The organism is Ollibium composti (assembly GCF_004801285.1).
In the GTDB taxonomy this organism is placed as follows: domain Bacteria; phylum Pseudomonadota; class Alphaproteobacteria; order Rhizobiales; family Rhizobiaceae; genus Mesorhizobium; species Mesorhizobium composti.
This window is the reverse complement of record NZ_SSNY01000007.1, coordinates 55811-78470: the sequence shown is the minus strand read 5'-3', so window position 1 is coordinate 78470 and position 22660 is coordinate 55811. Positions and strand designations below refer to the sequence as shown.

Annotated in this window: 15 protein-coding genes and 1 tRNA gene; 7 read left to right on the top strand and 9 right to left on the bottom strand. The window is 64.6% G+C overall.

The window, feature by feature from the left end; all coding sequences use genetic code 11:
* Window positions 1-42: 42 nt before the first annotated feature.
* The gene (locus E6C48_RS13080) at window positions 43-1209 is read right to left on the bottom strand and encodes an acetyl-CoA acetyltransferase (RefSeq protein ID WP_136357873.1); all 1167 of its coding nucleotides are present in this window, start codon (window positions 1207-1209) and stop codon (window positions 43-45) included.
* A gap of 180 nt (window positions 1210-1389) precedes the next feature.
* Between E6C48_RS13080 and betI the strand changes: the two genes are divergently transcribed.
* From betI to betB, 4 genes are all read left to right on the top strand, one after another.
* Entirely contained in the window at window positions 1390-1983 is a 594-nt protein-coding gene (betI, locus tag E6C48_RS13075) for a transcriptional regulator BetI (protein WP_136357871.1), read from the top strand.
* A complete protein-coding gene (gene betC / locus E6C48_RS13070; protein ID WP_136357869.1) occupies window positions 1980-3506 on the top strand; it encodes a choline-sulfatase in 1527 nt (508 codons plus the stop codon). Before betI ends, betC begins: the two co-directional genes overlap by 4 nt.
* Window position 3507: 1 nt before the next feature.
* Entirely contained in the window at window positions 3508-5169 is a 1662-nt protein-coding gene (betA, locus tag E6C48_RS13065) for a choline dehydrogenase (RefSeq protein ID WP_136357867.1), read from the top strand.
* A gap of 96 nt (window positions 5170-5265) precedes the next feature.
* Window positions 5266-6771: a betaine-aldehyde dehydrogenase gene (gene betB / locus E6C48_RS13060; protein WP_136357865.1), complete on the top strand. Its 1506-nt coding sequence runs from the start codon at window positions 5266-5268 to the stop codon at window positions 6769-6771.
* On the opposite strand, the gene E6C48_RS13055 is transcribed toward betB, so the two are convergent.
* Entirely contained in the window at window positions 6722-8953 is a 2232-nt protein-coding gene (locus E6C48_RS13055; RefSeq protein WP_136357863.1) for an AGE family epimerase/isomerase, read from the bottom strand. The genes betB and E6C48_RS13055 overlap by 50 nt on opposite strands.
* Window positions 8954-9181: 228 nt before the next feature.
* Between E6C48_RS13055 and E6C48_RS13050 the strand changes: the two genes are divergently transcribed.
* A tRNA-Pro gene (locus tag E6C48_RS13050) sits at window positions 9182-9258 on the top strand.
* Window positions 9259-9375: 117 nt separating this feature from the next.
* On the opposite strand, the gene E6C48_RS13045 is transcribed toward E6C48_RS13050, so the two are convergent.
* The 4 genes from E6C48_RS13045 to E6C48_RS13030 form a co-directional block, all read right to left on the bottom strand.
* Window positions 9376-10995 (bottom strand): ABC transporter ATP-binding protein, encoded by a 1620-nt coding sequence (locus E6C48_RS13045; protein WP_136357861.1) that lies wholly within the window; start codon window positions 10993-10995, stop codon window positions 9376-9378.
* Window position 10996: 1 nt separating this feature from the next.
* A complete protein-coding gene (locus E6C48_RS13040; RefSeq protein WP_136357859.1) occupies window positions 10997-12121 on the bottom strand; it encodes an ABC transporter permease in 1125 nt (374 codons plus the stop codon).
* Window positions 12114-13037, bottom strand: coding sequence for an ABC transporter permease subunit (locus tag E6C48_RS13035; protein ID WP_136357857.1), 924 nt, complete (start codon window positions 13035-13037; stop codon window positions 12114-12116). The genes E6C48_RS13040 and E6C48_RS13035 overlap by 8 nt, the downstream gene beginning before the upstream one ends.
* A 62-nt stretch (window positions 13038-13099) precedes the next feature.
* Window positions 13100-14692 (bottom strand): peptide ABC transporter substrate-binding protein, encoded by a 1593-nt coding sequence (locus tag E6C48_RS13030; protein WP_136357855.1) that lies wholly within the window; start codon window positions 14690-14692, stop codon window positions 13100-13102.
* A gap of 189 nt (window positions 14693-14881) precedes the next feature.
* Here E6C48_RS13030 and E6C48_RS13025 point away from each other — a divergent pair, with 189 nt between their 5' ends.
* Window positions 14882-15427: a TadE/TadG family type IV pilus assembly protein gene (locus E6C48_RS13025; protein WP_330998605.1), complete on the top strand. Its 546-nt coding sequence runs from the start codon at window positions 14882-14884 to the stop codon at window positions 15425-15427.
* A complete protein-coding gene (locus E6C48_RS13020) occupies window positions 15427-17199 on the top strand; it encodes a TadG family pilus assembly protein (protein ID WP_136357853.1) in 1773 nt (590 codons plus the stop codon). The genes E6C48_RS13025 and E6C48_RS13020 overlap by 1 nt, the downstream gene beginning before the upstream one ends.
* 15 nt (window positions 17200-17214) lie before the next feature.
* On the opposite strand, the gene bglA is transcribed toward E6C48_RS13020, so the two are convergent.
* The 3 genes from bglA to E6C48_RS13005 all read right to left on the bottom strand — a co-directional run bounded on the left by bglA (window position 17215) and on the right by E6C48_RS13005 (window position 22657).
* Window positions 17215-18846, bottom strand: coding sequence for a beta-galactosidase BglA (gene bglA, locus E6C48_RS13015; protein ID WP_136357851.1), 1632 nt, complete (start codon window positions 18844-18846; stop codon window positions 17215-17217).
* 14 nt (window positions 18847-18860) lie between these two features.
* Window positions 18861-20858, bottom strand: coding sequence for a glycogen debranching protein GlgX (glgX, locus tag E6C48_RS13010; RefSeq protein WP_136357850.1), 1998 nt, complete (start codon window positions 20856-20858; stop codon window positions 18861-18863).
* 170 nt (window positions 20859-21028) lie between these two features.
* A complete protein-coding gene (locus E6C48_RS13005; protein WP_136357848.1) occupies window positions 21029-22657 on the bottom strand; it encodes an alpha-D-glucose phosphate-specific phosphoglucomutase in 1629 nt (542 codons plus the stop codon).
* Window positions 22658-22660: the final 3 nt, after the last annotated feature.

Genomic DNA, 22660 nt, shown 5'->3' with positions numbered 1-22660 from the left:
TCCGGAGGAACCGGCCCTATGGTCCGGCACCGCAGTCCTGGCCTATCTGATCCGGTCCAGAATGGAGACGTAGTTCGCCACCGCCGCACCGCCCATGTTGAAGATGCCGCCGAGTTTGGCGCCCGGAACCTGAATGCCGCCGGCCTCGCCCGTCAGTTGCATGGCGGTGAGCACATGCATGGAAACGCCGGTGGCGCCGATCGGATGGCCTTTCGACTTCAGGCCGCCCGAGGGATTGACTGGCAGCCTGCCGTCCTTGGCGGTGTAACCTTCCATGGCGAGTTTTGCGCCCTCGCCGCGTTTAACGAGCCCCATCGCCTCGTATTCGATCAGTTCGGCGATGGTGAAGCAGTCATGCGTCTCGACGAAAGAGAGGTCGCCCAGCGTCACGCCGGCCTTCTTCAGCGCCCGGCCCCAGGCTTCCTCGCAGCCTTCGAACAACAGGATGTCACGCTTCGACATGGGCAAAAAGTCCTGCACATGCTCATTGGCGCGGAAGGCGACGGCGCGGCGCATGCCGAGCGCCGTCGTCGAATCGGTCAGCACAAGCGCCGCCGCACCGTCCGATACCAGCGAGCAATCCGTACGCTTCAGTGGGCCTGCGACGAAGGGATTCTTCTCGCTCTCATGGCGGCAGAAATCATAGCCGAAATCCTTGCGCATCTGCGCATAGGGATTGTCGACGCCGTTCCTGTGATTCTTTGCCGCGATCATCGCAAGCGCGTCCGACTGGTCGCCGTAGCGCTGGAAATAGGCCTGCGCGATCTTGCCGAAGACGCCGGCGAAACCCGCCGGTGTGTCGCCGTCCTCCGGCAGGTAGGAGGCTTTCAGGAGGTTCTTGCCGATCTCCGGACCGGGCGTCGTGGTCATCTGCTCGGCACCGACCACCAGAACCACGCGGGCCGCCTTGGCGTCAATGGAACGGATACCCTGCCGCACCGCGGCCGATCCCGTCGCACACGCATTCTCCACCCGTGTCGCCGGCTTGAAGCGCAAGCGATCATCGGTTTGCAGCACGAGACTGGCGGTGAAATCCTGAGGCGAAAAACCGGCGTTGAAATGGCCGAGCACGATTTCGTCCACGTCGTCCGGCCCGACGCCGGCGTGCTCCAGCGCTTCGGCTGCCACCTTGGTGATCAGGCCCTCCAGCGTCTCGCCTTCCAGCTTACCGAAGCGGGAATGCGCCCAGCCGACGATGCATGCGGTCATGACTGCCTCCTTCGCCGCGTCTTATGGGGCTGCGGCGTGTCTTTGTTCAAATCTGAACCACCTTCGCAGCCGCGTAAAGTGATTTCGCACATGCGAAGGTGATTGAATCGATTGAGCCACCGCCGATGGGTTATTGATTGATGAGTCAATAAAAAATAAACTGACGGTGGGAGGATCGCCATGCCAAAGCTCGGAATGGAACCGGTGCGCCGCAAGGCGCTGATCGACGCCACGATTTCGGCGATCGGCGAACGCGGCTCGCTCAACGTCACCGTGTCGGAAATCGCCGAACGCGCCGGCGTGTCGTCAGCGCTGGCGCACCACTACTTCGGCCCGAAGGAAGAACTGCTGCTCGCCACGATGCGACAGTTGCTGGCCGATCTCGGCCGCGACAGCGTGGCAGCACTTCGCAAGGCGACGGCACCGCGCCAGCGGCTGTCGGCCATCGCCGCCGTCAACTTCAACGCCAGCCAGTTCCGCGAGGAAACGGTGCATGCGTGGCTCGCCTTCTATGTCGAAGCGCAGAACTCGCTGCCGCTGCGCCGTCTGCTCAGCGTCTATGCGCGGCGGCTGCATTCCAATCTGATGAGCGGCCTTCTCCCGCTCGTGCCGCGCAAGCAAGCCGAACGCATGGCCGAGGCGATCGCGGCGATGATCGACGGCCTCTACATCCGCCGCGCGCTGCGCGACGGCCTGCCGAACCCTGCCAGCGCGATTTCGCTGGTCGAAGATTATGTCGACGCCATGCTGGCCAAACAGGCACCCCGCGCATGACCGCCAAGCCGAATATCCTCATCGTCATGGTCGACCAGCTCAACGGGACCCTGTTCCCGGACGGGCCGGCAGACTTCCTGCATGCGCCGCATCTCAAGGCGCTGGCGGCGCGCTCGGCGCGGTTTTCCAACAACTACACCGCCTCGCCGCTTTGCGCGCCCGGCCGCGCATCCTTCATGAGCGGACAACTGCCGTCGCGCACCGGCGTCTACGACAACGCCGCCGAATTCCCCTCCTCCGTGCCCACCTTCGCGCATCATCTGCGCGCCGCCGGCTACCACACCTGCCTGTCGGGCAAGATGCATTTCGTCGGGCCGGACCAGTTGCACGGCTTCGAGGAGCGGCTGACCACCGACATCTACCCGGCCGACTTCGGCTGGACGCCGGACTATCGCAAGCCGGGCGAGCGCATCGACTGGTGGTATCACAACCTCGGTTCCGTCACCGGCGCGGGCGTCGCCGAAATCACCAACCAGATGGAATACGACGACGAAGTCGCCTTCCACGCCGTGCAGAAGCTCTACGACCTGTCGCGCGCCTCCGACGATACCGCGCGCAGGCCGTGGTGCCTGACCGTCTCCTTCACCCATCCGCATGACCCGTATGTTGCCCGGCGCCAATACTGGGACCTCTACGAGGACTGCCCGGCGCTGGAGCCGGAGGTCGGCTTCATCCCCTATGAAAGCCAGGACCCGCATTCGCAGCGGCTCTACAAGGCGAGCGACTACGACAGCTTCGACATCAGGCCCGAGCAGGTCCGGCGCGCACGGCGCGGCTATTTCGCCAACATCTCCTATCTCGACGACAAGGTGGGTGAACTGGTCTCGGTGCTGGAACGCACGCGGATGCTGGACGACACCATCGTCCTGTTCTGCTCCGACCACGGCGACATGCTGGGCGAGCGCGGCCTGTGGTTCAAGATGTGCTTCTTCGAGGGCGCGGCGCGCGTGCCGCTGATGATCGCCGGCAGGGGCATATCGGCCGGGCGGATCGATAAGCCGGTGTCGAACCTCGACGTGACGCCGACGCTGTGCGACCTCGCCGGCATCGATATCGAGGCGATCATGCCGTGGACCGACGGCCAGTCGCTGAGGCCGCTGCTCGACGGCGGGACGCGCGAAGCGCCGGTGCTGATGGAATATGCCGCCGAGGGCAGCTATGCGCCGCTGGTCGGTATCCGCGAAGGCCGTTACAAGTTCGTCCACTGCGAGCTCGACCCGCCGCAGCTTTTCGACCTCGAAGCCGATCGGCACGAACTGACCAATCTTGCCGCCGATCCGGCCCATGCGGCGCTGGTCGAAAGCTTCATGGAGAAGGTTCGCGCGCGCTGGGACATGGCCGGCTTCGACGCCGCCGTACGCGCCAGCCAGGCACGCCGCTGGGTGGTCTATCCGGCGCTGCGCAACGGCGCCTACTTCCCGTGGGAATTCCAGCCGCTGCAAAAGGCGTCAGAGCGCTACATGCGCAACCATATGAACCTCGACACGCTCGAGGAGAGCAAACGTTTCCCGCGGGGCGAGTAGCATGGACGTTCTCGCCGAAGCGGATTTCGTCATCATCGGCTCGGGCTCGGCCGGCTCGGCCATGGCTTATCGCCTGTCCGAAGACGGCAGGCATTCCGTCATCGTCATCGAATACGGCGGCACGGATGCCGGGCCGCTCATCCAGATGCCTTCGGCGCTCTCGATCCCGCTCAACATGCCGCTCTACGACTGGGGCTTTGCCAGCGAGCCGGAACCGCATCTGGGCGGCCGCGTGCTCGCCACCCCGCGCGGCAAGGTGCTGGGCGGCTCCTCTTCCATCAACGGCATGGTCTATGTGCGCGGCCATGCGCACGACTTCGACCATTGGGCCGAACAGGGCGCGGCCGGCTGGAGTTATGCCGACGTGCTGCCCTACTTCAAGCGCATGGAGCATTCGCACGGCGGCGAAGACGGCTGGCGCGGCACAGACGGCCCGCTGCACGTCCAGCGTGGCCAGCGCCGCAATCCGCTCTACGCCGCCTTCATCGAGGCCGGAAGGCAGGCCGGCTTCGAACTGACCGACGACTACAACGGCGCCAAGCAGGAAGGTTTCGGGCCGATGGAGCAGACCATCCACAACGGTCGCCGCTGGTCCACCGCCAACGCCTATCTGAGGCCTGCGCTCAAACGCCAGAACCTGAGTCTGGTCAAGGGCTTCGCCCGGCGCGTGGTGATCGAGAATCAACGCGCCGTCGGCGTCGAGATCGAGGCTCACAGAAAGATTCAACTCGTTAAGGCAAGACGCGAAGTCGTCGTCGCTGCCTCGTCCATCAACTCGCCGAAGATCCTGATGCTGTCGGGCATCGGCCCGGCCGCGCATCTCAGGGAAAACGGCATCGAGGTGATCGCCGATCGCCCCGGCGTCGGCGCCAACCTGCAGGACCACCTCGAACTCTACATCCAGCAGGAATCGACCCAGCCGATCACGCTGAACTCGGTCCTGAATCCCTTTTCCAAGGCGCTGATCGGCGCGCGCTGGCTGTTCTTCAAGAACGGGCTCGGCGCCACCAACCATTTCGAGGCCGCCGCCTTCGTGCGCTCGGCCGCCGGCATCGATTATCCCGATATCCAGTACCATTTCATCCCGGCGGCAGTGCGCTACGACGGCAAGGCCGTCGCCAAAACGCATGGCTTCCAGGCGCATGTCGGGCCGATGCGGTCCAAGTCGCGCGGCAGCGTCACGCTTCGTTCGCCCGAACCCTGGGCGAAGCCAGTCATCCGTTTCAACTACATGGCGCATCCGGACGACTGGACCGAGTTCCGCCACTGCATCCGGCTCACCCGCGAAATCTTCGGGCAGGCCGCCTTCGACGCCTATCGCGGCAGGGAGATTTCGCCCGGCAGCCATGTGCAGAGCGACGAGGACCTCGATGCCTTCATCCGCGACCATGCCGAAAGCGCGCTGCATCCCTGTGGCACCTGCCGCATGGGCCGCGCCGACGACAGGACGAGCGTGGTCGATCCCGAATGCCGGGTGATCGGTGTGGAAGGGCTGCGCGTGGCGGATTCCTCCATCTTCCCGCGCGTCACCAACGGCAACCTCAACGCGCCGTCGATCATGACCGGTGAGAAGGCCGCCGACCATATCCTCGGCCGCACGCCGCTCGCACCGTCGAACCAGGAACCATGGATCAATCCAAGGTGGCGCGAAAGCGACCGATAACTTGCGCGGACAGTGCCACTCCTCATCCGCCTCTCCCCGTTCTTGCGGGGAGAGGGTAAGGGTGGGGGGCAGCGCCGACGTCATGGAGACTGTCTCATGAAAGCCCAGCCAAAAGCCTCGCACCACATCAACGGCCGCTATGTCGACGACGAGCAGGGCACGGCGCTGCCGGTCACCTACCCGGCCACCGGCGAGGTGATCGCCAGCCTGCATTCGGCGACGCGCAACATCATTGAACTGGCCATCGAGGCAGCGCGCGCGGCGCAGCCGGCATGGGCGCGCCTGAAGCCGGTGGAGCGCGGCCGCATCCTGCGCCGCGCTGCAGACATATTGCGCGCCCGCAACGAGGAACTGGCGCGGCTGGAGACGCTCGACACCGGCAAGCCGATGCAAGAGACGCTGGTGGCCGACGCCCCTTCCGCCGCCGACTGCCTGGAATATCTCGGCGGCGCGGTTGCCGCCTTCAACGGCGAATTCGTCGATCTCGGCGGCCCGTTCGCCTACACGCGGCGCGAGGCGCTGGGCGTCTGCGTCGGCATCGGCGCCTGGAACTATCCGATCCAGATCGCCGGCTGGAAATCCGCCCCGGCGCTCGCGATGGGCAACGCGATGGTCTTCAAGCCGTCCGAAAACACGCCGCTGTCGGCACTGGCGCTGGCCGAGATCTACACCGAGGCCGGCCTGCCGGACGGGCTGTTCAACGTCGTGCAAGGCTATGGCGACGTCGGCGCCGCCCTGGTCGAGCATGAGGTGACGGCCAAGGTGTCCGTCACCGGCTCGGTGCCGACCGGCCGCCGGGTGCTGGCGCTCGCCGGCTCGAAGATGAAGCACGCGACGATGGAACTCGGCGGCAAGTCGCCACTGATCGTCTTCGACGACGCCGATATCGAAAACGCCATCGGCGGCGCCATGCTGGGCAATTTCTATTCCGCCGGCCAGGTCTGCTCCAACGGCACCCGGGTCTTCGTGCAGAAAGGCATTCACGACCGCTTCGTGGAGCGGCTGGTCGAACGTGTCAAGAAAATCCGCCTCGGCGATCCGCTCGCCCCCGACACGCAGATGGGACCGCTGGTCAACAAGGCGCAGCACGACAAGGTCGTCTCCTATATCGGCATCGGCCTGGAAGAAGGTGCAACGCTCGCCTGCGGCGGCGGCGTTCCGAGCCTGCAAGGATTCGAAGGCGGCTTTTTCGTCGAGCCGACCGTGTTTACCGGCGTGACGGATTCCATGCGCATCGCGCGCGAGGAGATCTTCGGGCCGGTGATGAGCGTGCTCTCCTTCGACCATGAAGACGAAGTGATAGAACGTGCCAACGCCACCGAATTCGGCCTTGCCGCCGGCGTTTTCACGCGCGACCTGCCGCGCGCCCACCGCGTGATTTCCGAATTGCAGGCCGGCACCTGCTGGATCAACGCCTACAACCTGACACCGGTGGAAATCCCCTTCGGCGGCACCAAGCAATCCGGCATCGGCCGCGAGAACTCGCTGGCGGCGCTGGAGCACTATTCTCAGATCAAGACCGTCTATGTGGAGACGGGCGACGTCGCTAGCCCTATTGAGCAGCGTCCGCGCTGTAATCCAGATAGGCGGTCAGGGCGCTGACCAGATGATAGAGGATGCTGGCCGGCACCTCGGATGCCAGCGGCTCGCCGTCCGGTCCGATGCGGTCGATCCAAAGGCCAGCGGGAGCCGGATCGAGATGCCATGCGAACAGGCGGCCGACGCGCTCCTCGATCTCAGGCTTCAAGTCCGCTCCGCCGGCTGAATCCAGCGCGATGGCAGCTTTGATCGCCTCCGCCTGCGGCCAGCTGCGCGATACCGGATCGAGCGGCACGCCGCTTGTCGAAACGCGACCCAAAGCAAGGCCGGTGGCGCGGTTGACGCCGTTGGCGACGGCCGTGGCATAAAGCTTACGGGCAAAGGCGACCAGATCGGGTCGCCCCGCTCGGCGCACGAAATCCACGATCAGCCACGCCCATTCGAAATGGTGACCCGGCTCGAACTCACCGATCCTGTTGGCTGGCGTCCGGCCGGCATCCGAGCATTCGCCCAGCGTCCAGTTTTCCGGGTCGAAGAAGCACGATGCGAAAAGATCGATCACCTCCTCTGCCCGCGTGAGAAACCCGCCGTCGCCGGTCGCTTCGTGCCAGCCCAGAAAGGCCTCCAGCAGGTGCATATGCGGGTTGGAGCGCCGGCGGGCGGGATCGGCGTCCGAGGCATCCAGATAGCCGAACGACCCGGCAGTCCGTAGTTTGACGTCGAGGGCAACGAGTGTCTCATGACACAGCGCGAGCGCACCGGGATGGCCACACCGATGCGCCTCGGCGAGCGCCAGCAGCACGCAGGCTTGGTCGTAACTGTCCTCCACCGGATCCAGGACCGTGCCGTCGGCATCGAGCGCGCGCACCCAGCCGCCTGCGGCGGTCCTGCCCTGACGAGAGATGAAGGCAAGACCCTGGTCGATCAACTGATCGGCCGGACCGTCCCAGCCATACCGTCGCGCAGCGGCAAAGGCGTAGACCTGTCTGGCCATGGTGCGCATGCGCTTCGGCTTGTCCAGCGCATCGCCATCGAAGCCGATGGCCTCGTAAAAACCGCCATGGCGCCTGTCCGGGCCGACGTTCGCCCAAAGCGGCAGTGCCTGCTCGAACAACCAGCGTCGAACGCGCGGCCGCCAATGCCCCCAGCGCTGTGTGCCGATCAATTCCGTCCGCGTCGGCTCCGGAAGCAGGCCTTGATATCTCACGCTATCGGCAGCCCGACCCATCTCATGCTTGCGGCCTACCGGCGCGACGAATACCGCGTCCGGCGTCGAGACGATGGCTAGATGCTCGGCGCCCGCAACGGAGAGGTGCCGACCCTCGCTGCTGAGGTAGGAGCCGCGACAGTCGATGGCGGCCACGTCGCCAGCAAAAACATTGCCGTTCTCGTCCGGCCCGGCTGCGGCCAGAAGCGCTTCCCATGAGCCGAGGTCGGTCCAGGCAAATCTGGCCAGGACCAAGGCCAAATTGTCGAGCCGTTCGATGATGGCGCGATCGAACGAGACGGCAGGAATATCCCCATAGTCGATCGAAAGACGTGGCGCTGCCTTCTCGCCTGTAGCAGCCTGAAAGGCCTGTTCGACCGCCGCCCACAGCGCCGGCTGCAAAGCCTGAAAGGCTCGGCGCATGGTTTCCGCATGGAAGAGGAAAATGCCGGCATTCCAGAGAAAGCCGCCGTCGCGCACAAAGCGCTCCGCGGTCTCCCTCCCCGGCTTCTCGATGAAGCGCCGCACGCCGAAAACGTCGCCATGACGCTCGCCGGCCTCGATATAGCCGTAGCCGGTGTCCGCATGCTGCGGTTCGACGCCGAACAGCACCACACGTCCGGCATTGGCGGCCGGAATGCCGCTCTCGACGGTTTCCCAGAACTGGCCGACGGTCGAAATCTCATGGTCCGACGGAGCGATCAGCATGAGGGAATCATCGAAGGTGCGGAGGGTCTCAAGCGTCGCCAGAGCCACGGCGGCGGCCGTGTCGCGCCCTCTCTGCTCAAGCAGGACTCCGCCGGCAAGGTCGATTTCCGCGACTTCCCGATGCACCAGAGCCGCATGTCGCTCGGCTGCGATCACGAAGAGAGGAGTCGCTCCTTCAGGTCGTCCTTTCAGCCGGTGCAACGTCCGCGCCAGCATCGTGCCGGCGCCACACAGATCATGGAATTGCTTTGGCTTTTCGGGCCTCGACAAAGGCCACAGCCGCGTTCCGGCCCCTCCCGCCAGAACAAAGCAGACCACCTGCTCGTTCATTCCACTGCCACCCCACCCCGTAGCCCATACGGATCGGCAAAGCGAATCTCATCGCCAGAGCCGACTGACCGACCATATCGCTCCACGACAGAAGCGGAAGAGCCGAAGATGAAGAATGACCTTCATCTTCCGTTAGGGTTGCAACGCAAGCCGCAAATTGCGCCATGATCGTCGCCATTGGTGCTTGCAGGAAAGCAGCACGGCAGCTATAAGCCCGCCGTCTGGCCACGGAGTGTAGCGCAGTCTGGTAGCGCACCTCGTTCGGGACGAGGGGGTCGCAGGTTCAAATCCTGCCACTCCGACCAGACTGAAGGCCGCCCTTGAGGCGGCTTTTTCTTTGACAGGTCAGCGCGTTAAAACGCCTTCCTGAGAAAGGAATGCGGAACGCGTGACGTGTCACGCGTCCATGCGAAACCTTGCCTTCACGCGCTGGCGCGAAAGCGCGTCGAGTCGATGGCCGCGGCCATCAAGGTCTGCGTGTAGGTGTCCTGCGGATGGTCGAAGATCGCCTCCGTCGGCCCTTCCTCGACGATCTTTCCCTGCCGCATGACGATGATGTAGTCGGCCATGGCGCGCACCACCGAGAGATCGTGACTGATGAACAGATAGGACAGATCGTGCTCCGCCTGAAGCTGGCGCAGCAGGTCGACGATCTGCTTCTGCACCGAGCGGTCGAGCGCCGAGGTCGGCTCGTCGAGCACCACCACCTTGGGCTTCAGGATCATGGCGCGCGCGATGGCGATGCGCTGGCGCTGGCCGCCCGAAAACTCGTGTGGGTAGCGATTGCGGGCATTGGGATCGATTCCAACCTCGCGCAAGGCTTCAACAGCCCGCTGGTCGCGCTGCCTGCCTGAAAGCTCAGGCTCGTGGACCAGCAGGCCTTCGGTGACGACCTGACCGACTGTCATGCGCGGCGACAGCGAACCGAACGGGTCCTGGAAGACCAGTTGCAGTTCGCGCCGCAGCGGCCGCATCGCCTGCCGGTCGGCATGGGAAATATCCTTGTCGTCGAAGCGGATGACGCCGTCACTCGGCAGCAGCCTGAGCAGAGCACGGCCAAGGGTCGATTTGCCCGAGCCCGACTCCCCGACGATACCGATGGTCTGTCGGCGCTTCAGTCGCACCGAGATGCGGTCGACGGCCCTGAGCAGCATCGGCTCGCCGGCCAGGAAGCCCCCGCCGATCCTGAACGTCACCTCGACGTTGCGGCCTTCCAGAAGCACCGGCGCATTGGGCGGTGGCGGATCCTTGCTGCCCGTCGGTTCGGCCGCAAGAAGCATCTTGGTGTAGTCGTGCTGGGGTGCTGAAAACAGTGCCTCGGTTTCCCCCTCTTCCACCACCTCGCCGGAGCGCATGACATAGACGCGGTCGGCGAAGCGGCGCACGATGCCGAGATCGTGGGTGATGAAGACGATCGCCATGCCAAGCTTCTGCTGCAGTTCCGCCAGCAGGGTCAGGATTTCGCCCTGGATGGTGACGTCGAGCGCGGTCGTCGGCTCGTCGGCGATCAGGATATCGGGGTCGTTGGCAAGCGCCATCGCGATCATGACGCGCTGCCGCTGACCGCCGGACATTTCGTAGGGATAGGATTTCATCCGCCGTTCCGGGTCGGGAATACGGACCAGGCGCAGAAGCTTGAGCGCTTCCTTGCGCGCCTCGGCGGCGCCCAGCCCGCGATGGCGGCGGATCGGCTCGATAAGCTGATTGCCGATGGTGTAGAGCGGATCGAGCGAGGTCATCGGCTCCTGGAAGATCATGCTGATCTTCGAGCCGCGCACCTTGTTGAGATCGGACTTGCCGAGTTCCAGGAGATTGCGGCCGCGATAGTCGACCGTGCCGCTGGCTTCGCCGTTGGAGGCGAGAAGGCGCATGGCGGCCATCATGGTCTGGCTCTTGCCCGAGCCGGATTCGCCGACGACGGCGACGGTCTCGCCGGCGCCGACATGGATGTCGATGCCCTTCACCGCCTCGACCGTTCCGTCGAGGGTACGGAAGCGGACCCGGAGGCCGCGGACATCGAGGATCGTTTCGCGTCCCGTCATCTCAGCGATCCTTCGGGTCGAGGGCGTCGCGCAGGCCGTCGCCGACAAAGTTCAGCGCGAACAGCGTCGAGACGAGGAAGAAGGCCGGGAACAGAAGCAGCCAGTTGGCGGTGCCGATGTTCTTGGCACCCGTCGAGATCAGCACGCCCCAGCTCGTCATCGGTTCCTGCACGCCGAGGCCGAGGAACGACAGGAAGCTTTCCAGGATGATGACCTGCGGCACCAGCAGCGTCATGTAGATCACCACCGGGCCGAGCAGGTTGGGGATGACATGGCGCGAAAGGATGCCGCGCGCGCCGACGCCCAGCGCCTCGGCTGCCTGGACATATTCCTGCCTTCGGATCGACAGCGCCTGCCCACGCACGATGCGCGCCATATCGAGCCACAGAACCGCGCCGACGGCGAGGAACATCAGCACGAAGTTTCGTCCGAAGAAGACGACCAGCATGATGACGAAGAAGATGAAGGGCAGCGAATAGAGCACGTCGACGATGCGCATCATCACCTCGTCGACCTTGCCGCCGATGAAGCCGGCAGTCGAGCCGTAAAGCACGCCGATGACGACGGCGACGACGCCGGCGAGCAGGCCGATCGACAGCGATATGCGTCCCGCCATCAAGGTGCGGGACAGCAGGTCGCGGCCGACATTGTCGGTGCCGAAGAAGAAATACTGCTGCCTGACGGCGGCGCTGAACGTCATTTCCAGCCCGTCATTCGATTTAGCTTCCACCTTGGCGTCGTCGAAGGTGTCGGAGCGGTCGATGTAGCGCAGATAGCGCTCATCGATCGGCCGGGTCGCGGTGACGGTGACGACGGCGCGGCTGTCCTCCAGCTTCCAATCCTTCAGATCGACGCGCATGCGCTTCAGCACGTCGTCCAGCGCACCCTGCACCATCTCCGCCTTCGGATAGGCGGAGAAGCTCGGCGGCGTTCGCACATAGTCGGAATAGATGGTGGTGTAGTTGTGCGGCACGAACCAGGGGCCGGCTATGCACACGATCGCCATCAGGATGAGATAGCACAGGCTGACCATGGCGGCGCGGTTCGCCTTCAGGCGCGCCCAGGCATCGCCCCAGAGCGATCGGCCGACGATGGCGGCGGGAGCGGCGGCGGCGACCTCAGTCATAGCGCACCCTCGGATCGACCACGGCATACATGATGTCGACGATGAGGTTGAAGACGATGGTGAAGATGGCGATCACTACCACCGTGCCCATCACCAGCGTGTAGTCGCGGTTCAGCGCTGCATCGACGAAATAGCGCCCGACGCCGGGAATGGCGAAGATCGTCTCGACGATGATGGAGCCGGTCAGAAGTGCCGCGGCGGCCGGGCCGGTGAAGGAGACGATCGGCAGGACGGCGCCGCGCAGCGCGTGCTTGACGACCACCGACCAGTCGGAAAGGCCGAGCGCGCGGGCGGTGCGGATATGGTGCGAGTGCAGCGATTCGATCATCGAGCCGCGCATCAGGCGCGCGACGATGGCGATCTGCGGCAAGGCGAGCGTGAGCACCGGTCCGATCTTGTTGACGAACGCCCCGTCTCCCCAGCCGCCGATCGGCAACAGCCTCCATGTCAGGCCGAAGACGAGCTGGATGATCGGCGCGATGACGAAGGTGGGGATGGTGGAACCGGCGGTGGCCAGCGCGATCACCGAATAGTCGCCCGCCTTGTTCTGGTTCAGCGCCGCCACGGTGCCGAGCAGCGAACCGAGCAGCAAAGCAAGGACGAGCGCGGACGCACCGAGCTGAACCGAGATCGGCAGGCCCTTGGCGAAAAGTTCGCCGACGGTGAAATCGGGCAGGTTGTAGCTCGGGCCGAAATCGCCGTGCGCCAGGTTCTTCAGGTAGTGGAGATATTGCACCCAGAGCGGATCGTTGAGGCCGAACTGGGCTTCCAGGTTGGCCTTGATCTCGGGGCTCAGGCCCCGCTCCTGGTTGAACGGGCCGCCGGGCGCGACCCTGATCAGGAAGAACGCCAGTGTCACGATGACGAACAGCGTCGGTATGGCGGTCAGCAACCGCCGGAACACGTAGAGAAGCACCGTCCCCTCCCCGCTTGAGCAAGGGGCCGCCGCTCCCGACTTGGGAACGGCGGCTGACTAAATCAGTCCTTGCTGATGAAGCGGGACGGATGGACGTCCATCACGTTGTCGACGAAGCCGTGCAGCTTCGGCGAAACGATGTCGTGGTAGCTGTAGTAGAGAAGCGGGATGTTGCCGACATTGTCGACCAGCACACGCTCGGCCTCGGAGAGGTCCTTCATGCGCTCCTGCGGATTGCCGCCGGCAGCGGCGGCCTTGTCCATGGCCTTCTCGAAGTCAGCGTTGTCGAAGTCGGAGTAGTTGTTGCCGCTGGCCTTGCGCGAAATGCCGAGGAAGGTCTCGGGGTCCTTGTAGTCGGCGATCCAGCCGGCGCGGGCGACGTCGTAGTTGCCCTTCTGCTCCAGGAAGCTGTAGTGCGTCTTGGTGTCGGTGTTGAGCAACGTCACCTCGACGCCGAGCGGCTTCAACTGCTCCTGGATGGCCACGGCGGTGTTCTTGTGGTTCTCCGAGGTGTTGTAGCGGATCTCCATCTTCAGCGGATGCTCGGGCGTGTAGCCGAGCTTCTCGAGAATCTTCTTGGCCTCGTCCTCACGGTCGATCTGCGGCATGTCGGCGTATTTGGCCAACGCCGGCGTGTAGCCTTCGATACCGGGCGGAACCATGGAATAGCCGGGCAGCATGGAATTCTGCCAGACCTTCTCGGCGAGGAAGTCGCGGTCGATGGCCATGGAGATGGCGTTGCGCAGCTCGACATTGTCCCACGGCGCCTTGTCGGTCTTGATGGCGTAGTAATAGGTGCCGAGATAGGGGCCGACCTTGATCTGGTCGCCGAACTTGGCCTGGAGGTCCGCCAGCTGCTCGGTCGGCAGGTCGTCGTAGCTGTCAAGTTCGCCGGCCTCGAAGCGCTTGATCGCCGAGGCACGATCCTCGGTCGGGATGTAGTTCACCGTGTCGATCTTGACGGTGTCCGCATCCCAGAACTTCGGGTTCTTGACCAGCTTGATGTGGTCGTTCGGCACCCACTCGGCCAGTGTATAGGCGCCGTTTGAAACCAGCTTGCCAGCCTTGACCCAATCGGCGCCGAGCTTGTCGATGGAGGCCTTGCTGACCGGATAGGTCGCCTGGTGGGTCAGCATTTCGAGGAAATAGGGCGTCGGCGCCTTGAGCGTGACTTCCAGCGTCGTGGCGTCGATCGCCTTGACGCCCATATCCTCGGGTTTGCCCTTCTTGGTGTTGACCTCCTCGGCACCCTTTATCGGGTAGAGCATGGAAGCGTACTCGGCGCCGGTCGCCGGATCTTCCAGCCGGTGGAAAGCATAGACGAAATCTTCCGCCGTCACGGGGCTGCCGTCCGACCACATGCCGTCCTTGCGCAGCTTGAAGGTGTAGACTGTACCGTCGTCCGAAACCGTCCAGCTTTCGGCGGCGCCGGGAATGACGTTCGCCTTCTCGTCCTGCATGACGAGACCCTGAAACAGGTCGCGCAGGACGTTGGCTTCATAGATGGTCGAGGTCTTGTGCGGGTCGAGCGATTCGGGCTCGGCGGCACTGCCGCGATTGTAGACCACATCGGCGAAAGCCGGCGCCTGGAACGCGCCGGCCGAAACAGCCAGAGTAGCGGCGAATACGGTCGCCTTGAGCATTGTCTTCAGCATAAAGTTCTCCCTAACGGCGTGCGCCCCTCAAACACGCCTTGCGAGTGTTGACGCCCCGAACCGGTTCACCCGGTTTCGTTGGCGAGCCGTCGGTCCCTGGCCGCGGCTGGTGTCAGGACACTAGACACGACGAAATCTTATTTCAACAGCCTCGTTAGTTGACGCAAGGCAAGCTCACCTCCATCCGCCTTGGTTCTTTCTCACAACCTTATCGATACAACTCAAAATCAATTCCAGGTTGCATTCCCGGTTCAGCCTTCCAACACGCCACCGGCGCATCCTGATATTATGCACAATCCCTTTCTTTACCGCTCCAGTTTCATGCGCTTCCGAAACGACAGGACGGCCACGTCGGCCATCGAATTCGCCATACTGTCACCGATTTTCATCCTGATTTTACTCGGAATGGTTGCATATGGAATCTATTTCGGAGCAAGCCATTCGGTCCAGCAGATTGCCGCCGATGCCGCCCGGACCGCACTGTCCGGCCTGGATCAGAGCGAACGGCAATCGCTGGTGACGGCGTTCGTTCAGCGCAATGCCGCCGGCTATCCGTTCATCGACCCGGGCAACCTCTCGGTCACCGCGCAGGACAGTGCAGCCGATGCCGACCAATTCGTCGTCGCGGTGCAATACGACGCGCGCAACCTGCCGATCTGGAATCTGCTCAGCGGCCTGCCCTTGCCCGGCACGACGATCGCCAAGCGCTCGACCATCCGCATCGGGGGCCTGTGATGCATCAGCACTCGATCCTTCGGGATATCCGCCGGTTCGTTTGCGACAGGCGCGCCAACTTCGCCGTCATGACGGCGATCACCGCTCCCCTGGCGATCACCCTGGCAGCCTTCGCCGTCGACGAAGGCTCGCTCTACACCGAACGCCGGGCAGCACAGTCGCTGGTCGACATTGCCGCCATCACCGCCGCCGCCAATATCGGCAATGCCGAAGGGGCCGTGCTTGCGACGTTCGCGGACAATGGCTTGCCGTCCGCGGTCGTGCAGGGCGCAAGTAGCGGCCAGCCCGCGAGCGCCTCCAAGGACGATATACCGATGGCAACTGTCGTGCGCGGCCACTATACGCCAGACCCGGCGGTCGCGGCAGCCAGCCGCTTCGTGCCGGAGGCCCAGCCTTACAATGCGGTGAAGGTGACGCTGCGCAAGAAGGGCACCCTGTTCTTCGGCTCCGCCATCATGGACGCGCCGACGATCTCGACCACCGCCATCGCCAGCACGCGGGCGCAAGCCGCATTTTCCGTCGGATCGCGACTGGCCAAGGTCGACGGCGGTATCCTCAACGCCCTTCTTGGCGGCCTGATCGGCGGAAGCCTCTCGCTCAGCGTCATGGACTACAACGCCTTGGCCGCTGCCGATGTCAGCGCGCTCTCCTTTCTCGACACGCTTGCCGTGCAACAGCACCTGACGGCGGCGACCTATGCGGACGTGCTGCAATCCAAGGCCACGGTCGGGCAGATCGCAACGGCGCTCGCCAATACCGGCGGAGTCGGCCAAGCAGGCAAGCTCGCCTTGCAGGCCATTGCGGCCCGCTCGGCGGTCGATGCGAAAATCCCCCTCAGCAAGGTCATCGACCTCGGCTCGGTCGGCCGCCTCGGGCTTGGCCAGCGACCGGCGGGCCTGCCGGTCGACGCCAGCGCGCTCGGCCTGCTGACGGCGGCCGCAACGCTGGCGAACGGATCTCATCAGGTCGAAGTCGACCTCGGCGCCACGGTCCCTGGCCTTCTCTCGACCACAGTGGCCGTCGCCATCGGCGAACCGCCGCAATCGTCACCATGGCTGACCGTAGGCGAAGCGGGAACGGTGGTGCGCACCGCCCAGACGCGGCTGCGCCTCAAAGCGACCATTGGCGGCGGCGCTTCCAATCTCGGCGGTGGCATCAAGTTGCTTTCCGTGACGTTGCCTCTGCATGTCGAAGTGGCCTCCGCCGAAGCCCGGCTCGCGGACATTACCTGCCCGGCCGGCGGACAGGGCAATACGCGGGTTTCCATCGCGGTACGCCCCGGCATCGCTTCACTCAGGCTCGCCGAAAGCGATGCGGCGGGCTTCGCCGATTTCAGCAAGCCGCAATCGTTTCACGACGCGCGGATCGCGGAAGTCAGCCTCAAGCTCCTGTTTCTGACGCTCGACCTTCTGGGCGTTGACGGCTCGGCCTCGGCCGCATCGACCAATACCAGCCCGACCATGCTGACCTTCGACAGCGGCGACATCGCCAACAAGACCGTGAAGTCCACCTCGACCCAAAACATCACCGAGACATTGACCGTGTCCCTGATCAAAGACCTGTCCCTGTCGGTCAACGCGCTCGGTCTCGGGCTCGACGTCACCGAACTGCTGGGGACCGTCAAGCCGGCCGTCGTGACACTGCTCGAGTCGATCACCGAGCCGGTCGACATCCTGCTCGACAATGTCCTTGCCGCTTTCGGCGTGCGGCTTGGCGAAGCCGACGTGCGCGTCACCGGCGCAACATGCGGGCGCGCGCTGCTGGTTCAGTAGGGCGGGAACAGGCCGCTATACGATCTGGCCGATGAAGGCGCGCAAGCCTGGCAGGGACAGGGTACTCCCCTGCAAGGCCGCTCCATAGCCGGCGTAATCGACGGCTTTGACCGGGCCGAGACCGTCGGGCAGCGGCCAGCGCGCAGTCCCCTCACCGAAGTTGAAGGCGCACAGCAACTTCTCGCCCTCCCCTTCGCGGACGAAGGCAAGCACGTCACCGTCGGCATCGAGGAAGCGGATCACGCCCCGCGCCAGCGCCGGGTGCGCCCTGCGGATGCCGAGCACGGCGCGGTAATGGGTCAGAACCGAATTCACGTCCGGGCTCTGGACGTCGACGGCGCGCGCACGCTGGCTGTCCGGCACAGGCAGCCACGGCTTTCCGGTCGAGAAACCGGCATTCGGCGCATCCTTTTCCCACACCATCGGCGTGCGGCAGCCATCGCGACCCTTGTTGCCGGGCCAGAAACGGATGCCGACAGGATCGCGCAGGTCGGCATAGGCGAGTTCCGCCTGCTCCAGCCCCAGTTCCTCGCCCTCGTAGAGGCAAATCGAGCCGCGCAGGCAGCAAAGCAGTTCGATGGCGAACTTGGCGACGGCGACCGGGTCGCCGCCCGGCCGCGTCCAGCGCGTGACATGGCGCACGACGTCATGGTTGGAAAAAGCCCAGCAGACCCAGCCGTCCGGCGCTTCCCGCTCGAAGGCCTCGACGCAGCCGCGCACATGGGCGGCGGAAAAATCCGCGCCGAGCATGTCGAAGGTGTAGCACATGTTGAGCTTGTCGCTTCCGCTCGTGTAGGCGGCCAGCGTCTCCAGCGAACGGTCCTCGTCGCCGATCTCGCCGACGGCGGCCCGGTCGCCCGCCTGATCGAGCACGCCGCGCAGGCGGCGCAGGAAATCGAGGTTTTCCGGCTGCGTCTTGTCGAACAGATGTTCCTGAAAAAGATAGGTCATGCTCTGGCCGTTGGTGCCGGCGACGCTTTCGGCCAACGGCGGGTTGGAACGCAACCAGCGGTCCTGGAAATAGTAGTTCACCGTGTCGAGGCGGACGCCGTCGACGCCGCGATCGAGCCAGAAGCGAACGTCATCGAGCAGCGCGTCCTGCACCGCGCCCTGGTGGAAATTCAGCGCCGGCTGGGCGGCGAGGAAATTGTGCAGGTAGTATTGCCGGCGCGTCGCGTCCCACTCCCATGCCGGCCCGCCGAACACGGAAAGCCAGTTGTTGGGCGCCGTGCCGTCCGGCTGCGCATTGGCCCAGACGTACCAGTCGGCCTTGGCGTTGTCACGGCTGGAGCGGCTTTCGACGAACCAGTCGTGCTTTTCGGAGGTGTGCGCGAGCACCTGATCGATCATGACCTTGAGGCCCAGCCGGTGCGCCTCGGCGACCAGCGCGTCGAAATCCACCTCCGTTCCGAACATCGGATCGACGGCGCGATAGTCGGACACGTCATAGCCCATGTCGGCCATCGGCGACTTGAAGAAGGGCGACAGCCAGATGGCATCGGCGCCGAGCGAGGCGACATGGCCGAGCCGGCGGGTGATGCCGGCGAGATCGCCGCTGCCGTCGCCGGTCGTGTCCTGATAGGAGCGCGGATAAATCTGATAGATGACGCAGCCGCGCCACCATTCGCTTGTCGCCGCCTCTGCCATCTTCGTCTCCCGTCTCAACCGCGCTCGACCATGAAGGCCACCGCCCTGCCCGGCACCGCCGCACCGGGTACCGGGCCGCCTTCGAACGCCGAACACCAGCGATAGCCTTCGCGACCCGGCAAAACGAAGGTCGAGGCACGCCGGTCGCCGTTGACCAGTACGGCCAGCCGGCCGCCCTGATGATTGCCGTCTCGCAGGATCATGACAAGGCGATGGCGCGCGGGGTCCTGCCAGGTCACATCATCGAGAGTGGCGCCGGTTTCAGTCAGCCATTCGACATCCGGGATATCTTGCCCTTCGTCCGGCCGGCCGGTGAGGAAGCGCGTATCCTGCAAAGCCGGCGCCGCACGCCGCAGTGCCGAAAGTGCAGATACAAAATCCTCCAGCGCGGTATCGCGCCCTGCCCAGTCGAGCCATGTCGTCTCGTTGTCCTGCGCATAGGCGTTGTTGTTGCCGCGCTGGCTGCGACCGAACTCGTCGCCCGCCGTCAACATGATGGCGCCGCGCGAGGCGAACAGGGTGGCAAGCAGCGCGCGCTTGTCCATGTCCCGCCGTGCACGGACGGCGGGATCGTCCGTCGCGCCCTCGACGCCGTCGTTCCAGGAGAAATTCTCGTCGTGGCCGTCGCGGTTCTTCTCGCCATTCGCCTCGTTGTGCTTGCCGGCATAGGAAACAAGGTCGGCCAGCGTCATGCCGTCATGGGCAGCGAGGAAATTCACCGTACGGGTGGCTGGCGTGCCGTCGCGCTCGAACACGTCGGACGAACCGGCCAACCGCGTCGCCAGCGCCCCGACCGCGCCGGCGTCGCCACGCCAGAAACGGCGCACGTCGTCACGGTAGCGATCGTTCCACTCCAGAAAGGGCGAAGGAAAATTGCCGAGCTGATAGCCGTTCCGGCCGATGTCCCACGGCTCGGCAATCAGGATGCGACCCCCAAGCAACGGGTCGGCGCGCATCGCTTCCAGCGGCGGCGCGTCTTTATGAAAGCCGTCAGCGTCTCGGCCGAGGACCGGCGCGAGATCGAAACGGAAACCGTCGATGCCGGCATGGCGCACGAAGTGGCGCAGGCTGTCGAGAATGAGTTGCTGCACGACCGGCCGGTCGCAGGCCAGCGTGTTGCCTGTGCCAGTGTCGTTGACGAGTTTCCCGCCGGCATCGTGCCGGTAGTAGGCTTGCGCATCCAGCCCGCGCAGCGACAGCGTCGGCCCCTGCGCATCGCTCTCGCCCGTATGGTTGAAAACCACGTCCAAAATGGTGCCGATGCCGGCGTCGTGCAGCGCCGAAACCGCCTCGCGAAGATCGGCGAGCCCGCCCGGCGCGAGGCGCGGATCGAGCGCCATGAAGGTGACGGGGTTATAACCCCAGGCGTTCGTCAGGCCGAGCGGTCCCAGATGGCGCTCGTCGATCCAGGCCGCAACCGGCATCAGTTCGACGGCCGAGACACCGAGCTTTTTCAGATGGTCGATGACGGCCGGCGCTTTCAAAGCGCGCAGCGTGCCGCGATCCTGTTCCGGCACGCCGGGATGGCGGATCGAGAACGCCTTGACCGGCAGTTCGTAGATCAGCCCACCGGGATCGAACAGCGGTGATTGCATCGGTGGCGGTGCAGGCAACGCGCGCGCAATGGCTTTTGGCACCAGCGCGGCCGTATCGCCGCCCTCGCCGCGTCGCGCCGCCAGACGCGCGTCATAGATGTAGGGGCGGTCAATCTCGACCGCATAGGGATCGACCAGAAGTTTGTCGGGATCGAACCACAGGCCCTTTTCGGGGGCGTAAGGTCCATCCGCGCGAAAACCGTAGCGGGTGCCGTCTTTCAGACCCGGTACGGACAGCGCGTGGACGCCCTCGCCGTCGGGCTTCAACTCAAGCCGTGTCTCCCGCGTGCCGTCGAACAGGCAGACCCAGACACATTCCGCAGCACCCGACCAGACGGCGAAGCGGATACCTTCGGGGGTGACGGTAGCGCCGAGGGGTATGGTCGAGCCCTTCCCTTGTGAATATGGCTGCTGCATTGGCCGAAGCCCCCCCTCTCCGGCTCGCTAGGCTCGCCACCTCTCCCCCTGCCCGGGGGAGAGGAAACACCGGCCGCAAGGTTCCACGCTCTTCCTCTCCCCCGTCGAACAGGGCTTGCGAAGCAAGACGGAGTGGGGGTCGATTATCCGACAGCAGAAGAAGAGAGACTTCACGTAATCACGCTCGGCGCGGCACGACCGGTGTGGCTGTGTATCCCGGCGATGTCGTCCGCAGCCGCGATCAGGTCGGCAAGCGCTTCCTGCGTGTCGATGCCGTGTTTGGATGGGTCCGCCTCATAGCGCTCCATATAGACGCGCAACGTGGCGCCGGAAGTACCCGTTCCGGACAGTCGGAAGACGACGCGCGAGCCACCGGCAAACATCACGCGGACGCCCTGATGCTCGCTGACCGAGCCGTCGACCGGGTCGTGATAGGAAAAGTCGTCGGCTTTCTCGACGGTCAGGCCGCGCACCTGCGTTCCCGGCAAGGAATCCAGTTTCGCCCCAAGATCCTTCATCAGCGCGTTGGCTTTCTCGCTCTCGACCTCCTCGTAGTCGTGGCGCGAATAGTAGTTGCGGCCGTAAGTCGCCCAGTGCTTGGTGACGATGTCCTTCACGCTCTCGCCGCGAGCGGCGACGATGGCGAGCCAGAACAGCACCGCCCAAAGCCCGTCCTTCTCGCGCACATGGCTGGAGCCGGTACCGAAGCTCTCCTCGCCGCACAGAGTCACCTTGCCAGCATCCAGAAGATTGCCGAAGAACTTCCAGCCGGTCGGCGTCTCGTAGCAGCCGACGCCGAGCTTTTCAGCCACACGGTCTGCGGCGGCACTCGTCGGCATGGAGCGTGCAACGCCGGAAATGCCCTTGGCATAACCCGGCGCCAACTTCGCGTTGGCCGCGATGATGGCGAGGCTGTCGGATGGGGTGACGAACATGCCCTTGCCGACGATCATGTTGCGGTCGCCGTCACCGTCGGAGGCGGCGCCGAAATCCGGACCGGACGGGCTCATGACGTCGTCATAGAGTTTCTTGGCGTGGACGAGGTTCGGATCGGGGTGATGGCCGCCGAAATCGGGCAGCGGTTTGAAATTTCGGCAGGTGCCGACCGGCGCGCCGAGGCGGTTTTCCAGAATCTCCTTGCCGTAGGGGCCGGTCACCGCGTGCATGGAATCGAAAGCCATGCGGAAGCCGGACTTGAACAGCGCCCTCAGCGCGTCGAAGTCGAACAGGCTCTCCATCAACTCGGCATAGTCCTTGACCGGATCGATGACCTCGACCGTCATGCCGGCGACCTCGACGGTGCCCACCTTGTCGAGATCGACCGCGCCGATATCGGCGATGCGGTATTGGCTGATCGCCTTCGACTTGGCGAAGATGGCGTCGGTGATCTTTTCCGGCGCCGGGCCGCCGTTTTCGGCATTGTACTTGATGCCGAAATCTTCCTTCGGCCCGCCGGGATTGTGGCTGGCCGAGAGAATAATGCCGCCGAAGGCCTTGTATTTGCGGATGATGTTGGAGGCGGCCGGCGTCGACAGGATGCCGCCCTGTCCGACCATCACCTTGCCGAAGCCGTTGGCGGCGGCGATCGCCAGCACCTTCTGGATAACCTCGCGGTTGTAGAAGCGGCCGTCGCCGCCCAGCACCAGCATCTTGCCCTCAAAACCGTCCAGCGCGTCGAAGATCGACTGGACGAAGTTCTCGACATAGTGCGGCTGCTGGAACACCGGCACTTTCTTGCGCAGGCCGGAGGTGCCCGGCTTCTGGTCGTCGAAAGGTTTGGTGGCGACGGTGCGGATCATTCT